Raw genomic sequence first — 16,151 nt, forward strand, 5'->3', positions numbered from 1 at the left:
GACAAGACGATGCGCTATCTCGAACACGCCGATCCGGTCATCACCTTGACCGCGGGGCCGGTGAACGCCTATCCCGAAGTGCTGCGCGGCCTCGGGCGCACGGTGCTCTACGACTACGACCCGGCATTCCAGCTCTTCTACGAGGGTGTGGTCGACAAGGCGCAGAAGGCGATGCGCCTGTCGAACAAGCCGGTCATCCTGCATGGCGAACCGGTGCTTGGCCTGGAGGCCGCCGCGGCTTCGCTGATCACACCGGACGATGTCGTGCTCAACCTTGCCTCCGGGGTCTACGGCAAGGGCTTTGGCTATTGGGCGAAGCGCTATTCGCCACATCTGCTCGAGATCGAGGTGCCCTATAACGAAGCGATCGATCCGCAGGCGGTCGCGGCGATGCTGAAAGCGCATCCGGAAATTACCGTCGTTTCCGTCTGCCACCACGATACGCCGTCCGGCACCATCAATCCGATCGACGCCATCGGCGCGCTGGTTTCAGCGCATGGCGGCTATCTCATCGTCGATGCCGTCTCGTCCTTTGGCGGCATGAAGACGCATCCGGAGGATTGCAAGGCCGATATCTATGTCACCGGCCCGAACAAATGCCTGGGCGCACCTCCCGGCCTCACGATGATGGGCGTCAGCGAGCGAGCCTGGGCCAAGATGAAGGGCAACAAGGCGGCCCCCCGCGCGTCGATGCTGAGCATCGTCGACTGGGAGCACGCGTGGTCGCGGGACAAGCCGTTTCCATTCACGCCGTCGGTCTCGGAGATCAACGGGCTCGACGTCGCGCTCGATCTCTACCTCAATGAGGGGCCGGAGGCGGTGTGGGCGCGCCATGCGCTCACCGCCAAGGCCATGCGCGCCGGCGTCGCCGCGATGGGCCTGTCGATCTGGGCCGCCAGCGACAGCATCGCGTCGCCGACCACGACCGCCGTGCGCACGCCCGAAGGCGTCGACGAGAAGGCGCTTCGCCAGGCCGCGCGCGCCCGCTACGGCGTGGTGTTTTCGTCGGGGCGCGGCGAGACATTGGGGAAGCTGACACGCATAGGCCATATGGGACCGACCGCGCAGCCGATCTATGCGATCGCGGCGCTGACGGCACTTGGCGGCGCCATGAACGCGGCCGGCCAGAAACTGGCGGTCGGCAAGGGCATCGACGCGGCGCTGGTCGTGATCGACGCCGACGCCTGAACAGACATCATCGGATCACGGATTGAGGGAGCATTTTCATGACTGAACGGCTTGCGGGAAAGACGGCCCTGGTTACGGGCGCCGCGCAGGGTATCGGCAAGGCGATCGCCGTGCGGCTTGCCGCCGACGGGGCAACCGTCATCGTCAGCGACATCAATGCCGAAGGCGCCAGGGCGGCGGCCGCGGCGATAGGCGCAAAGGCGAGGGCAATCGCCGCCGACATTTCCGATCCGGCATCCGTCAAGGCACTCTTTGCCGAAATCCAGGCCCTGACCGGGGGCATCGATATCCTGGTCAACAATGCCAGCATCGTGCCGTTCGTCGCCTGGGACGATGTCGATCTCGACCATTGGCGCAAGATCATCGACGTCAACCTGACCGGCACCTTCATCGTCAGCCGCGCCGGCACGGACCAGATGCGTGCGGCGGGCAAGGCCGGACGGGTGATCAGCATCGCATCCAACACCTTCTTTGCCGGCACGCCGAACATGGCGGCCTATGTCGCGGCCAAGGGCGGCGTCATCGGCTTCACCAGGGCGCTCGCCACCGAACTCGGCAAATACAACATCACCGCCAACGCGGTAACGCCTGGCCTGATCGAGAGCGACGGCGTCAAGGCAAGCCCGCACAATGAGGCGTTCGGCTTCGTCGAGATGCTTCAGGCGATGAAAGGCAAGGGGCAGCCGGAACATATCGCCGATGTGGTTTCGTTCCTGGCCTCCGACGATGCGCGCTGGATCACCGGCCAGACGCTCAATGTCGACGCCGGGATGGTGCGCCACTAGAACGCGGCGCGCCTCAAAACCACTGCACATTTTTTGGCGACCTGCATCGGGTCGCAACGGCGGGCGGGCGTGGCCAAAGTGTTCCCTCCGCAAGGCTGTGTCATGGCCTACCAATCAAGGGGAAATCATAGTGGACTTCGGATTCGACACGTCGATGTTCGACGGGCTGACGATTGCAATGCTGATCGGCGGCCTGGCCATGACCGGCGTGGCGTCCGGCGTGCTGGCCGGCCTGCTGGGGGTCGGCGGCGGCATCGTCATCGTCCCGGTGCTGTTCTGGGTGCTTGGCCTGTTTCACTTTTCGCCTGCTGTGACCAGCCATCTGGCGGTCGCGACGTCGCTTGCAGTCATCATTCCCACCTCGATCTCGTCGATGCGGTCACACAACAAGCGCGGCAATGTCGATCGGCCTCTGCTCAGTCTGTGGGGGCCGGCTATTTTCGTCAGCGCGCTGATCGGCGGCATCATGTCGAAATTCATCCCCGGCGCCGGCCTGCGGCTGGTCTTCGGCGTCGTCGGCCTGCTGGTGGCCGTCAACATGGCGTTGCCGAAGCACCTCGTGATCTCCCATCACCTGCCGCAAAGCGGCTGGGTCAACCGTGCGATCGCCTCCGTCATCGGCTTTGTCTCTTCGCTCATGGGAATTGGCGGCGGCACACTCTCGGTGCCGACGCTTTCCAGCTTTTCCTTTCCGGTGCACCGGGCCGTCGGCACATCGTCGGCGCTTGGCCTGCTCATCGCGCTTCCAGCGGTGGCCGGCTTCATCTGGTCGGGTCTCGAGATTGCCGGCAGGCCTCCGCTCAGCCTAGGCTACGTCAGCCTGCCGGCCGTTGCCATCATAGCGCCTGTGAGCTTTCTGTTCGCACCCCTGGGTGCAAGGCTCGCCCACGCGCTCAACCCGCGCTATCTGAAACTTGCCTTTGCGTTTTTCCTGGCGATCACGGCCGGGCGAATGTTGCTTTCCTGAATTTCGTTGGCCTGAATCCCGTTGGGCGGCCTGCGGCTATTTTTCCCGCATGGCTCGGCGGAAGTTCTGCGTGATCGGTTCGGCGAGGTAAGAAAGCACGGTGCGGGCACCCGTCCGGATCATCGCCTCGCACGACATGCCGGGCAGCAGCTTGCGGCCCTCCAGCTTGGCGAGTTCGCTCTTGTCGATCAGAACGGTCGCGGTGAAATACGGTGCCCCGCTGCGTTCGTCCACCATGCGGTCAGCCGATACGATCTCCACAACGCCGTCGAGCGGCGGCAGGTTGTAGCGGGCGAAGGCCGGGAAACTGACGTGCGCGGGCTGTCCGGGGGCGATCGTCTCGACATCTTCTGGCTTGACCATGGCCTCGACCACAAGCTGTTGTCCGAGCGGCACGATTGTCATCAATGTCTCACCGGCTTTCACGACGCCGCCCGCCGTATGGACCTTCAGGTCCATGACGATGCCGTCAACTGGTGCGACAACATCGGTACGGGTAAGCACGTCCCTGGCGGAACGCTCCTGCTGTCCGAGGTCAAACAACTCTGCCTCGACCTTGCTCAACTCGTCGACGGCTTCGTTCAGCCGCACTGTGTCGAGGTTCAAGATCTGCATGTCAATCTCGGCCATGGCGCTTCTGGCCCGAGCGATTGCGGCGATGTTGGTAGCGCGTTCCCCCTCGATCTCCTGCTGTTGTCGTCTGAGCAACAGGTTCCGCTCGCGGGTGGTCAGCCCCTTCTTGAGCAGACTCTCGAGGTCTTTGGTTTCACCCTCGATTGCCTCGATCTGCTTGTCCTTGGTGACGATAAGCTGCTCCAGTCCCGTTATCTCCTCCTCGGTCTGGTGACGGCGCTGGCTGAGAATTTCCTGCTCGTCCGTCAAGTTGTGGTGCTTCGCAGCGAACACGTCACGCTGTGCGGCCACCGCGTCCTTTGCGGCGGTGGCGGGGTTTGCGAGCAACGCCGGATCAAACTCGATCTCGGCCTTGCCGTCACGCTCAGCCCTGAGACGCGCGGCGAGCGCCTCACGCGTTGCTATCCGGTTCTGGATCAGGTCGAGCTGCGCCTTTGCCTGCGTGGTGTCGAGCCGGATGAGAATCTTGCCGGCCTTGACGATATCGCCGTTGGCGGCGTTCAACTCCGCGATGATGCCGCCCTCGAGGTGCTGGATGAGCTTGCGGTCGCCGGCGACCTTGACAACGCCCGGCGCCACAGCGGCGCTGTCCAATGGCGCCAGCGCCGCCCAGCCCCCGGCCACGCCGAAGAACAGGAACATGATCGCGAACCCGGTGCACGTCACGCCTGTCAGACGCAAGGGTACCGGTTTCAGCAGGGACGGTGGCGGGGTGGGTAACAGCACGACGCTCATATCTGTCCTCGTTTCATGCCTGGTTCGCCACTTCGGTCGTGCTCAATGCGCTTTGACCCGACGTACGCTTTGAGGAGGGACTTGGCCCGTTTCTGACGCTGATCACGGCGGCGGAGATTTCCGGCGCCTGGCTCACTGGTATCTGGGGTATCTGGCGGACGCGCGCGGCGAGTTCGTTGAAGACATGGTCACGTGAACCGAACAGGTCTTGCTGGCCGCGGTTGATGACCAACACCTTGTCGACCTTCTCCATGATGTTCGGGCGGTGTGCGATCAAGATGACGGTGGTTTTCGTCGCCTTGGCGATGCCGATGGCGGCGGCCAGCGCGTCTTCGCCCTCCTTGTCGAGGTTGGAATTGGGCTCGTCGAGGATAAGGAGTGCCGGGTCGCCGTAGAGTGCCCGCGCCAACCCGATGCGCTGGCGCTGCCCGCCTGACAGGACGGCGCCGGATTCGCCGATCTCGGTGGCGTAACCCTTCGGCAGTCCCTTGATCAGTTCATGAACTCCCGCCAACTGCGCGGCCTTGACCACGCTGTTGAAGACTGTTGGGTTGAGAGTGGCGAAGCGGCAGATGTTTTCGGAGACGGTGCCGGCGAAGAGCTCGATGTCCTGCGGCAGGTAGCCGACGTGGCGCCCCCGGTCCTCCGACGCCCATTGGGCGACGTCCATGCCGTCGAGCAACGCGCGGCCTGCGGATGGGCGCCAGGCGCCGGCCAGCACGCGCGCCAGACTCGTCTTGCCGGCCGCGCTCGGGCCGATCAACGCCATCACTTCGCCCGGGTTGAGGTGGAAGCTGATTCCTTTCAGAATCGGCTCGCCGCCGCCCTGCCGGGCAAGTCCGATGTTGTCGGCCTCAAACCTGCCTTTCGGGCGCGGCAACGGCAAGGCCGGTGTGGCCTCCTGGTACTGACCGGCGATTGCGACAAGGCGTTTGTAGGCGGCGCGGGCCCCCACCGTCGCCTTCCACGTGCCGATCGCCTGTTCGACGGGGGCCAACGCGCGGCCCATCAGGATGGAGGCGGCGATCATGATGCCGCCTGAAGCCTCGTTTCGCAGTACAAGATAAGCGCCGAGGCCGAGGATGGCCATCTGGAGGGCCTGACGGAAGGAACGCGCGATGGCCGAGATGGTGCCGCCCCGGCTGCTGGCGCGGGATTGTCCGTCGTTCGCCTCGTCCTGGTGGACCTTCCAAATTTCGAGCAGGGGCTTCAACATGCCCATGGACTGCACGACCTCGGCGTTGCGGATCACGGCGTCAGCCTGCGTGTAAGCCCGGACCTGCGCGCTACCAGCCTCCGTCAGCGGCTTGCGTGTGATGTACTCGTTCAGCACCGCCAGTGCGAGCAATACAATCCCGCCGCACAATGCCAGCCAGCCCAGCCAAGGGTGCATGAGGAAGATTGCGGCGAAGAAGATCGGCGCCCAAGGCGCGTCCAGGATCGGGTAGATGCTCGGGCTGGTGAAGAAATTCCGCACCTGGTCCAGGTCGCGCAGCGGGCGGGTGGTAACCTGGCCGGGCGCGGCGGCGGCGTACTCTACCGACGCGGTCAGGAGAACCGGCGCCAACCGCGCGTTCATCCACGTTCCGACTTTGGCCAGCAGGCGCTGGCGCACCACTTCCAGTGCCGCCATCGTCGCGAGCGCCGTCGTCGCCATCAACGTCAACGCCACCAGTGTCTCCGTGCTGTGGCTGCCCAGCACGCGGTGGTAGACTTGGAGCATGTACAGCGCCCCGGTCAGCATCAGCATGTTGATACCGGCGCTAAACCAGATGAGCGGCCTGACGGCGCGTCGGGCCTCTTTCATCACCACTTGCAGGGCAGAGGGGCGTGAGTTAGCTGGTTTAGCCATGTCTCTGCTCTGCGTGAGGGTTGCAACAGATTCCACATACGCCCGGAAAATTCCGTGCCCCCGACGGAGTCGTCGATGACATGCGGTAATCGCTGGACTTGTCGAAGGACGTGATCATGACGATGTCGCAAGGGGAGGGAGGCAGCGTTAACTGCCCCCTTGGTTCAGTGCCTAGACGATGAAGTCGTTGCTGACGTTCACTGCGATGTGCTGCGTGGCAGTCGTATCGCCGTCCGCGTCCGCCAGCGCGAGGCTGAAGTCGAGGTTGGCGTCGATAGTCCCACTGGTCTGCTGCACAAACCCGATGTCCACGATCTTCAGGACATCGTTATCGGTCGGGTCCCAAGCCGTCAGTCCAACGGTGGTACTGCTGCCGTGATTGGCTCCGATGTTCCCGTCCAGGTTGATGGCGGTACCCGACAACCCATTGGCGCTCTGCATGATCTGGATGCCCTGTATCTGGTAGGTCTCGCCAGCGGCCGTGTAGTCGTTCTGTTCGAGGATAAGCAGGGCGTCGTTGTTATCGAGCGTGAACTCGGTGCTGTACGGGAAGGGGACATTGGCGTTCCCCTTGATCAGGTCCGAGTTCTGCACGTTGACCGCCCTCGTCACCTCGTTCCCGTTGGCATCCTTCAGGTCGAGGATCAGGACCAGGTCTTCACTGTTGCCGACGCCGTCGAACTTGATGACAACACCACTGGCCTTCGCGGTCGGATCAATCTGCTCATTGCCACCACCGGGGGCTTTCGGGTTCACATCGCCCAAAATGTTCTCTCCGAAGAACCGCAAGGTCAGAGCTTCGCCCTTCTGGATGGTATCACCGGCGACTCCGTTTGTTGCCTGGGTTGCTGACACCCAGTCTTCGTGGGCATTGGTGATCATGTCGTGGGTGGCACCGTTGTTGTTGAATGTGGTGTCACCAACGGTCGCTCCGTCGCCGGTCGGGTTGAAACCGAACTTGATGGAGTTGGTTGTCGAATTTGCTGTGAACTGCACGAAGAACGGGCTCGGGTCGCCGTTCGGCGTCAACTGCTCCGCAACGATCAGCGGGTGTCCCGTGTTGCCGATGGGTGCCTTATTCACCAAGTCGCTGGTGTGCAGCACATCGAAGCTGAAGCCTTCGAGCAGATCGGTCAGGGTGAAGGTGTAGGTGTCGGCAACCTTGTCGAAGACAAGAGTGCCGGCCGCCGTAGCGTCCTGCACGCCACCCGTGATCGGGTCCTTGTCGTAGTGGAACGAGAAGTCGAACGTCGCGGATGTAAGGGTCTCAGCCGTGAGGGTTGCCACCGCACCGGTGATGTTCGGGTTCTGCGCATTATCGACCGTGCCGGTGAGCCCGATCTGAGTGCCCAACAGACCACCGTTGGCATCGACAAAGTCGCTGATGCCCGCCAGATACTCTGCGGCCGTGTGCTTGTCCGTCATGTCGTACCCGAAGGTCCCGCTGGCCGTCTGTCCCACCGCGTTGCCCAGATGCTCGGGGGTTTGGATGCCGCCAGCAATGGGATCAGCGTCGAACGGTTTCGTGATCGTCGGATCGGTGTCGTCGATGACCAGCGACAGCCCCGAGCTCGTGCTTTGCTTCGACACGACGTCGGCGTCGCCATCCGTCACCGTCACCGTCGCCACCACGTTGATCAGACCGTTGAGGTCGAGCGTGTTGTCCTCGCCCCCGCCTTGCGGCGCGTTCGAGTGCTCAAGCGCAGCCAACGACGTCAGCGTCACCGTCGTGCCGGACAGCGTCACCGTGAACGCCGTCGCATCGAGCGTGGTGTCGCCGTCGCTGTCGTACTTGCCCGAGACCTGGGTGGCCGAGTCGACCACCAGCGTGATGGCATGGTTGCCGTCGGTCGTCAGCAGCCCGGTTGCCGCCGCGCCGGCCAGGGCCAGCGCGTAGCTCACATCCGTCGTGTAGCCGTCGACCGCGCTGGCATCGAAGGTCGGCGGCGTGATCGTCGCCTGGCTCTGCCCGCCAGCTCCGCTGGCCTCGACCACCTCGGCAGGACCAACCGTCACTGCCGCCGTGATCGAAAGCGTCGGATCGGTGTCGTCGAAGATCAGCGACAGCCCCGAGCTCGTGCTTTGCTTCGACACGACGTCGGCGTCGCCATCCGTCACCGTCACCGTCGCCACCACGTTGATCAGACCGTTGAGGTCGAGCGTGTTGTCCTCGCCCCCGCCTTGCGGCGCGTTCGAGTGCTCAAGCGCAACCAACGACGTCAGCGTCACCGTCGTGCCGGACAGCGTCACCGTGAACGCCGTCGCATCGAGCGTGGTGTCGCCGTCGCTGTCGTACTTGCCCGAGACCTGGGTGGCCGAGTCGACCACCAGCGTGATGGCATGGTTGCCGTCGGTCGTCAGCAGCCCGGTTGCCGCCGCGCCGGCCAGGGCCAGCGCGTAGCTCACATCCGTCGTGTAGCCGTCGACCGCGCTGGCGTCGAAGGTCGGCGGCGTGATCGTCGCCTGGCTCTGCCCGCCAGCTCCGCTGGCCTCGACCACCTCGGCAGGACCAACCGTCACTGCCGCCGTGATCGAAAGCGTCGGATCGGTGTCGTCGAAGATCAGCGACAGCCCCGAGCTCGTGCTTTGCTTCGACACGACGTCGGCGTCGCCATCCGTCACCGTCACCGTCGCCACCACGTTGATCAGACCGTTGAGGTCGAGCGTGTTATCCTCGCCCCCGCCTTGCGGCGCGTTCGAGTGCTCAAGCGCAACCAACGACGTCAGCGTCACCGTCGTGCCGGACAGCGTCACCGTGAACGCCGTCGCATCGAGCGTGGTGTCGCCGTCGCTGTCGTACTTGCCCGAGACCTGGGTGGCCGAGTCGACCACCAGCGTGATGGCATGGTTGCCGTCGGTCGTCAGCAGCCCGGTTGCCGCCGCGCCGGCCAGGGCCAGCGCGTAGCTCACATCCGTCGTGTAGCCGTCGACCGCGCTGGCATCGAAGGTCGGCGGCGTGATCGTCGCCTGGCTCTGCCCGCCAGCTCCGCTGGCCTCGACCACCTCGGCAGGACCAACCGTCACTGCCGCCGTGATCGAAAGCGTCGGATCGGTGTCGTCGAAGATCAGCGACAGCCCCGAGCTCGTGCTTTGCTTCGACACGACGTCGGCGTCGCCATCCGTCACCGTCACCGTCGCCACCACGTTGATCAGACCGTTGAGGTCGAGCGTGTTGTCCTCGCCCCCGCCTTGCGGCGCGTTCGAGTGCTCAAGCGCAACCAACGACGTCAGCGTCACCGTCGTGCCGGACAGCGTCACCGTGAACGCCGTCGCATCGAGCGTGGTGTCGCCGTCGCTGTCGTACTTGCCCGAGACCTGGGTGGCCGAGTCGACCACCAGCGTGATGGCATGGTTGCCGTCGGTCGTCAGCAGCCCGGTTGCCGCCGCGCCGGCCAGGGCCAGCGCGTAGCTCACATCCGTCGTGTAGCCGTCGACCGCGCTGGCGTCGAAGGTCGGCGGCGTGATCGTCGCCTGGCTCTGCCCGCCAGCTCCGCTGGCCTCGACCACCTCGGCAGGACCAACCGTCACTGCCGCCGTGATCGAAAGCGTCGGATCGGTGTCGTCGAAGATCAGCGACAGCCCCGAGCTCGTGCTTTGCTTCGACACGACGTCGGCGTCGCCATCCGTCACCGTCACCGTCGCCACCACGTTGATCAGACCGTTGAGGTCGAGCGTGTTATCCTCGCCCCCGCCTTGCGGCGCGTTCGAGTGCTCAAGCGCAACCAACGACGTCAGCGTCACCGTCGTGCCGGACAGCGTCACCGTGAACGCCGTCGCATCGAGCGTGGTGTCGCCGTCGCTGTCGTACTTGCCCGAGACCTGGGTGGCCGAGTCGACCACCAGCGTGATGGCATGGTTGCCGTCGGTCGTCAGCAGCCCGGTTGCCGCCGCGCCGGCCAGGGCCAGCGCGTAGCTCACATCCGTCGTGTAGCCGTCGACCGCGCTGGCGTCGAAGGTCGGCGGCGTGATCGTCGCCTGGCTCTGCCCGCCAGCTCCGCTGGCCTCGACCACCTCGGCAGGACCAACCGTCACTGCCGCCGTGACCGAAAGCGTCGGCCCGTCATCGTCGAAGTTGATGAAGGAGCCTACCTCTTCGGTGAGGGCATTGGTACTCGTCGCCGAGAAATGGAACTCGGAGATGTCGCACCCTTCGTTTGCATCGACCCCTGCAACCTGCATCCGATCCATTGGGCTGCCGGTGGTGATGTCGACGGTGGTGACGTTATCGAGCCCGGTGACGGTGACGGCGTTCCCGGTCCCGGTGAGCCCGGTGACCGTGACGTTGCCGCTCCCCGTGGCATAGGTGCCATCGGCGGTGATGACGGACGCAAACCCTGATGTACCCGTCAACTTGAGGCTGACGATGTCAACGGAGCTGGTCGCGGTGCCGTCAAAGAAGTTCGTGCCTTGGTCGTTGCCCGTATTGTTGAAAGCGCGGATGGTGATGTCCACCCGATCATTCGGATTGGAAGGCGTGATCTGGTTGATCGTGAACCCGGCCTGCGTGATGGTCTCGATATGGCTGCCGTACTGGATTTGCGCGGCAGTCCCAGCGTTCAGATTGCCGCCGGTCACAAAATCGACCTGCAGTGTTTCGCCCGGATTGATGCTCTGGTTGTCGATGCCGAAGCCCTGTGTACTCACGTTGGCGGTGCCACCGTTCAAACCTATGACCAGAAGCTGCTTGGAAGCGTCATTGGCCGAATTGATCAGGTAGAAATCATGATTGCCGGGCGCGGCGGCCGAGCCCAAGAAATTATTCACGGAGGTTCCCGTGACCGATGCGAACACCGTGTCTGTCAAATCGATGCGGTCATCCGGGTTGTTCGGGTTGGGGTGAAACAATGGCACATATTCAACCAGGTACAGATCCGCCTTGGTGGCGCTGGTGCTGTCCAGCCCAAACGAGAAGGCAAGCGCCCCGCCCTCATCGGGCTCAAAGTTCGGGTCAGCGGTGCCAATGACGCCGATCACAACGTCTGCATTGTTCGGGTCCTGGAACAGCCAGACATAATTGCCATCGACCGTCTTAACGCCGCTGTTCTCGCCGTCTGTGATGGAAAATGGAGTTCCCGAGGAGTCCTGGGTGAGGATGACCGAGGTGATGGTTTCCCCCGCGCTCGCCGTGACCTCGACGAAATCGGCCTTGTAGGCGACCTCCAGTGAGGTGCCGAGGGTCAGGAGATATTGCAGCGTGGTGTTGCCGTTGTACGGCGCAATGGACGCGTCAATATCGTTGTCCGTGAGGCCAATGCTTTCGTCGATGACGATGTCCTGGGTTATGATATCGAGTGCCATGGAGATTCTCCCCTTTTTAGAACGCACCAAGAAAAGGGGTTCCCCTCCCCAGATGCTGGATGCCCCTACCCGAGTGCACCCGCTGACCCGCTGAATTGCGGCCTTTAATCCTGCAATGTGCCGCCAACGAAGAGGGCGCGTCCATTCCCGGTTCGATAGTATTGGGGTCAATGGCCGTATCTGATCGAACGATATATATCCTTCGATAGATCAGGCCGTCGCAGGCGCTGCGAGCGGCTGCGCGGGTATCACGGCCGAGGCCATCACGCGGCTTTCCGGCCCGTTGCCGGCCTCATGTCGATGTCAGTGGAAAGTGCTGGTCAGAGCAGGCCGGTGCCTGGATGGTCGAGGCCTTTGCCATGCGCCACCCAGGCCAGCTCCGCCCGGCTGCCGAGATGCAGCTTCTCGTAGACGTGGTGCAGGTGCATTTTCACCGTGCCTTCGGATACGTGCAACCGCTGCGCGATGGTCTTGTTGCGCAACCCACGCGAGACGAGATCGGCGATCTCGGTCTCCCGCCCGGTCAGCCTGGACGTCGGCAGCGGCTGCGATCGGGGCATCAGCAGTTGCTGGACGATCTTGTTGTCGATCCACTTCTTGCCTGTCGCCACCGCATTCACGCATTCGACGAGATAGCGGTGGCTGATGCCGTCCAGCAGCAGGCCGTCGACGTCGAGCGCCTGTATTTCCTTGATATCGAGCCTGCCGATTGGCTGCACGATGAAGATGATGCCGAGAGCACTGTTGCAGGCCTTCAGCCGGGAGGAAAGACCGGATGTCTGCGCGTCCGCGATATCCAAGCCGACGATGATGATATCAGGCTTATGGCGCTCCACATAAGGGAGAACGTCGACAGGGCGGCGGCACTGGGCGACAACATCGTGTCCAGCCTTCTGCAACACCCACTCCAGACCGGCGAGATACACCCCCCGCGGGTCCGCGACAACCAAAGTCGACATACGAACACCGTCCAGTAAAAACGCAACGAACTTGGTTAAGTACCGGTTAAATCAGGAAACCAGAGCTTAGATTGTTTGTCAAGTAATAGCTAATATAGTTACTGCTATAAAAATAATCCGAGGCTGTCAGGCCGGGCCGGCTCGGGATTCCGCCGCCGTCACGATGTTGCTCGGCGGATTGCCTTTTGATGGCGCAACGCGCGTTTTCTCCACGCTGACGACGACGTCAAACCTCGCCCCGGATTGCGACGACTTGTGACCAAAAAAAGTGCTGGCAGCCCAACCTTGATGCATTCGAGGCAATGGCGGCTGCCCGGACCGCCTGCGTGTTAAGTTCCTGGTAACTCTCACACGTCGAACACAACTCGAAGGCAAAGAAAGGCATTGGCTTCTGGTGTCCTCCATAGATGCTAGGGGTGACATCGAGGCTAGTCCAAGGAGCCGAGACCAGCATGGCCACCGTCCTGAACGCCAAGGGCGTTCCACTTCCCTACAGCGGGTCCTCGACCAGGTGGTACTCGGCGACGAATTCCGGCCCGGCGCTTTATGGCAGCATCTACAACGACTCGCTCTACGGCGACAGCAATGTCAGCGTCACGATGTATGGCGGCAAGGGCGATGACATCTACTATCTGTATTCGACGAAGAACAAGGCGGTCGAGCTGGCCAATGAGGGTGTCGACACCATCTCGACCTGGATGAGCTACAGGCTCCCGGCGCATTTCGAGAACCTGACGGTCACGGGCGACAAACGCTATGCTTTCGGAAACGAGCTGAACAACATCATCACCGGCGGCTCCGGCCAACAGACGATCGATGGCTTAAAGGGCGACGACGTTCTCAAGGGCGGATCCGGGGCGGACATTTTCGTCGTGGCCCCCGGCAACGGCAGTGACCTGATCCTGGACTTTAGCGCCGAGGATACAGTGCGCATCGGGAGCTACGGCTTCACCTCCTTCGAACAGGTGCATGCCAACATGGTCCAGTCGGGAGCGAACGTCCGACTTGATCTATCCGGCACCGAGTTTCTCGTCTTCGCCAACAAGACGATCGACCAGTTCAGCGCAAGCCAGTTCGATCTGGCCCTGGACAGGTCGCATCTGGAACTCACCTTCTCGGACGAGTTCAACACGCTGAACCTGTGGAACGGCTCGAGCGGCACCTGGGACACGAACTTCTGGTGGGGAGGCGCGAACGGCAGTTCGCTCACGAGCAATGGCGAGCTTCAATGGTATATCGATACAAGCTACGCCCCGACGAGTTCCGTCAACCCGTTCAGCGTCGAGGACGGTATTCTCACGATTACCGCCGCCCGAGCCGCCGAGGCTATCAAGCCCTACATAAACAACTACCAATACACGTCAGGTTTGCTGACGACCTACGAATCCTTCGCACAGACCTACGGCTATTTCGAAATTCGGGCCGACATGCCCGAAAAACAAGGCGCATGGCCGGCCTTCTGGCTTCTGCCGGCGGACGGCTCCTGGCCACCGGAACTGGACGTCATAGAGATGACCGGTCAGGATCCAAACAAGCTTCTTCTGACAAGCCATTCGAACGAGACGGGAACGCATACGACAGCGGCCTCGACCCCCTTTGTCTCGGATACCGGAGGGTTCCACACCTACGGGGTGCTGTGGACGGAAGACGAACTCGTCTGGTATTTCGACGACGTCGAAGTTGCCCATGCCGCAACACCTGCCGACATGCACGAGCCGATGTATATGCTGGTCGATCTGGCAGTGGGCGGCATCGCGGGAGCGCCCGCCGACGGGCTTGCGACGCCCGCGGAAATGCAGATCGACTATATCCATGCCTATTCGTTGAACGATTGGGTTATCTAGGCGCAACAGCTGACGCTGGGGTCGCCACGGACACATTCGTCATCAAGCCATGTCGGCCACCTTCCGTAGGACGTCCAATTGTTCGACTTGTTCGACGGAACCATTGCCGAAAACATGGCGCTTCAAACCTCAGTTGGCCCCGGACGAGATATTGACGGGGCGGGCGCTGCCCGGCGGGCACGGTCTCATCGTCCATCTGCCGGAAGGCTACGACGCGCGGATCGGCCCTCGCTTGGGACCGCCGGGAGCACTGCTCAGCCACCCATGGCTATCGCGAAATCACTCCATCTGCTACCGTCCACGCCATTCCAGACTTCATCTGGGAGTATCGGCTTAGACGGCCTAGGAGGGGCACCAGACGATGACCCGCGACCAGATGCTCGCCCACCTGCGCGCCGCCGATGCGGTAGCGCGCGAGACCGCTGCGCATGGGCATCATCCTTTCGGCTGTGTGCTCGTCGGCCCGGATGACCGCATCCTCATGCGGCAAGGCAACATCAACACCGTGCGCCACGCCGAAACCGAACTCAGCCGGCGTGCCGCGGACGCCTATCCGCCTGACTTTCTCTGGTCCTGCACGCTGGTCTCAACCGGCGAGCCCTGCGCCATGTGCACCGGGACGCTCTACTGGGCGAATATCGGGCGGCTGGTCTACGGCTTCGAGGAGACCAAGCTTCTCGCGCTGACTGGCGACCACGCCGAGAATCCGACGATGGATATTTCCTCGCGCACGGTGCTCGGCTCGGGGCAGAAGCAGATCGCTGTCCACGGCCCCTTTCCCGAGATGGAGGAGGAGCTCCTCGCCCCGCATCTCAGTTTTTGGCGGCGCTAGGGGCGGCAGAACTTTTGCCCGGGAAGCCGACTGCCACTCTGTCGGTGGGAACGATGGTAGCGGGAGCGCGCTACCGCCTTCCCCCTCGTCGGATCGGCGGTTTCTGCTCCGTTGTCTTGGGTGATGAGCCATTTTGAATTGCGCCTTCTACTCAATGTGAACGTTGGTTATCCAATACCAGCATCTGGATTCGAAGACCTCGTTTTGTCTGCAGCCGAAATCGTCAGACCGGCAGCCCGAGCTGCTTTCGCAGGCTTTTGTCGAAGGCGGACGAGGGGACGAAGCGGCGCAGCAAACTGACCTGGCGCGCCATTTTTCCCGCCGCGTAGCGTTTCTTGGGAGCGGGATCGATCGCAGCGGCCAAAACGGTTTTGGCTACCACTTCCGGCGCATCGCCTTTTTCCATCGCTTTCCGCACTGATGTAGTCATGCTGGCGCGCGCGGAGTCATAGACATCAAGCAACTGATCGGGGGCGGCGAGATTGTCCTCGAATGACGTACGGGTGTAGGCGGGCTCTACCAATGAAACTCGAATGCCGAACGGGCGTAATTCGTGATCGAGCGATTCGGAATAACCCTCGATGGCATGTTTGGTCGACGCGTAAAGTGCGAAATAGGGAGCGGGGATGAATCCCTGTACCGAACTCAAATTGACGATTCTGCCCTTCCCTTGGCGTCGCATTGCCGGCAACACCGCGTTGGTCACGCGGAGAACGCCGAAGACGTTCACGTCGAACAGCGCCTGGGCCTGGGCGGTCGAGGACTCCTCCGCGCCGCCAAACAGACCCATGCCGGCATTGTTGACAAGCAGGTCGATGCGCCCGGCCTTGGCCAGAACGTCATCGACCATTTTCGCAACGGACGCGTCGTCGGTCACGTCGCAGGTCAGCATGGTAACGCCGTCGGATTGTTTGGAGGCTCCACGACGGCTGGTTCCGAATACGCGAAAGCCAGCGCTTAGCAAGGCTTCGGCGGTAGCCCGCCCGATTCCGGAAGATGCCCCTGTGACGAGGGCGACGCCAGGATTGGTCTTGTTCATGGAAATCATATCTTTCTTT

At 62.6% G+C, this 16,151-nt stretch carries 10 protein-coding genes; 5 read left to right on the forward strand and 5 right to left on the reverse strand.

Going from position 1 to position 16,151, the window contains the following annotated elements; translation table 11 throughout:
• The first annotated feature begins 9 nt into the window (after positions 1 to 9).
• From HB777_02440 to HB777_02450, 3 genes are all read left to right on the forward strand, one after another.
• Positions 10 to 1,188, forward strand: coding sequence for an alanine--glyoxylate aminotransferase family protein (locus tag HB777_02440; protein QND62885.1), 1,179 nt, complete (start codon positions 10 to 12; stop codon positions 1,186 to 1,188).
• A 38-nt stretch (positions 1,189 to 1,226) separates the two neighbouring features.
• Positions 1,227 to 1,973: an SDR family oxidoreductase gene (locus tag HB777_02445; GenBank protein QND62886.1), complete on the forward strand. Its 747-nt coding sequence runs from the start codon at positions 1,227 to 1,229 to the stop codon at positions 1,971 to 1,973.
• A gap of 154 nt (positions 1,974 to 2,127) precedes the next feature.
• On the forward strand, positions 2,128 to 2,940 hold the full coding sequence (locus HB777_02450; protein QND68623.1) for a sulfite exporter TauE/SafE family protein: 813 nt from the start codon (positions 2,128 to 2,130) through the stop codon (positions 2,938 to 2,940).
• 36 nt (positions 2,941 to 2,976) lie between these two features.
• On the opposite strand, the gene HB777_02455 is transcribed toward HB777_02450, so the two are convergent.
• From HB777_02455 to HB777_02470, 4 genes are all read right to left on the reverse strand, one after another.
• The gene (locus HB777_02455) at positions 2,977 to 4,215 is read right to left on the reverse strand and encodes an HlyD family type I secretion periplasmic adaptor subunit (GenBank protein QND68624.1); all 1,239 of its coding nucleotides are present in this window, start codon (positions 4,213 to 4,215) and stop codon (positions 2,977 to 2,979) included.
• A gap of 106 nt (positions 4,216 to 4,321) precedes the next feature.
• Positions 4,322 to 6,160, reverse strand: coding sequence for a type I secretion system permease/ATPase (locus tag HB777_02460; protein ID QND62887.1), 1,839 nt, complete (start codon positions 6,158 to 6,160; stop codon positions 4,322 to 4,324).
• Between the two features lie 171 nt (positions 6,161 to 6,331).
• On the reverse strand, positions 6,332 to 11,458 hold the full coding sequence (locus HB777_02465; protein ID QND62888.1) for a hypothetical protein: 5,127 nt from the start codon (positions 11,456 to 11,458) through the stop codon (positions 6,332 to 6,334).
• Between the two features lie 320 nt (positions 11,459 to 11,778).
• The gene (locus tag HB777_02470) at positions 11,779 to 12,417 is read right to left on the reverse strand and encodes a response regulator transcription factor (GenBank protein ID QND62889.1); all 639 of its coding nucleotides are present in this window, start codon (positions 12,415 to 12,417) and stop codon (positions 11,779 to 11,781) included.
• Between the two features lie 452 nt (positions 12,418 to 12,869).
• Here HB777_02470 and HB777_02475 point away from each other — a divergent pair, with 452 nt between their 5' ends.
• Both HB777_02475 and HB777_02480 read left to right on the forward strand, forming a co-directional pair.
• On the forward strand, positions 12,870 to 14,261 hold the full coding sequence (locus HB777_02475) for a family 16 glycosylhydrolase (GenBank protein QND62890.1): 1,392 nt from the start codon (positions 12,870 to 12,872) through the stop codon (positions 14,259 to 14,261).
• Between the two features lie 361 nt (positions 14,262 to 14,622).
• Complete coding sequence (locus HB777_02480) at positions 14,623 to 15,093, forward strand: nucleoside deaminase (protein QND62891.1); 471 nt, start codon at positions 14,623 to 14,625, stop codon at positions 15,091 to 15,093.
• 223 nt (positions 15,094 to 15,316) lie between these two features.
• On the opposite strand, the gene HB777_02485 is transcribed toward HB777_02480, so the two are convergent.
• A complete protein-coding gene (locus tag HB777_02485) occupies positions 15,317 to 16,132 on the reverse strand; it encodes an oxidoreductase (protein ID QND62892.1) in 816 nt (271 codons plus the stop codon).
• Positions 16,133 to 16,151 lie beyond the last annotated feature (19 nt).

This window comes from Mesorhizobium loti (genome assembly GCA_014189435.1).
GTDB classification, from domain to species: Bacteria; Pseudomonadota; Alphaproteobacteria; order Rhizobiales; family Rhizobiaceae; genus Mesorhizobium; species Mesorhizobium loti_G.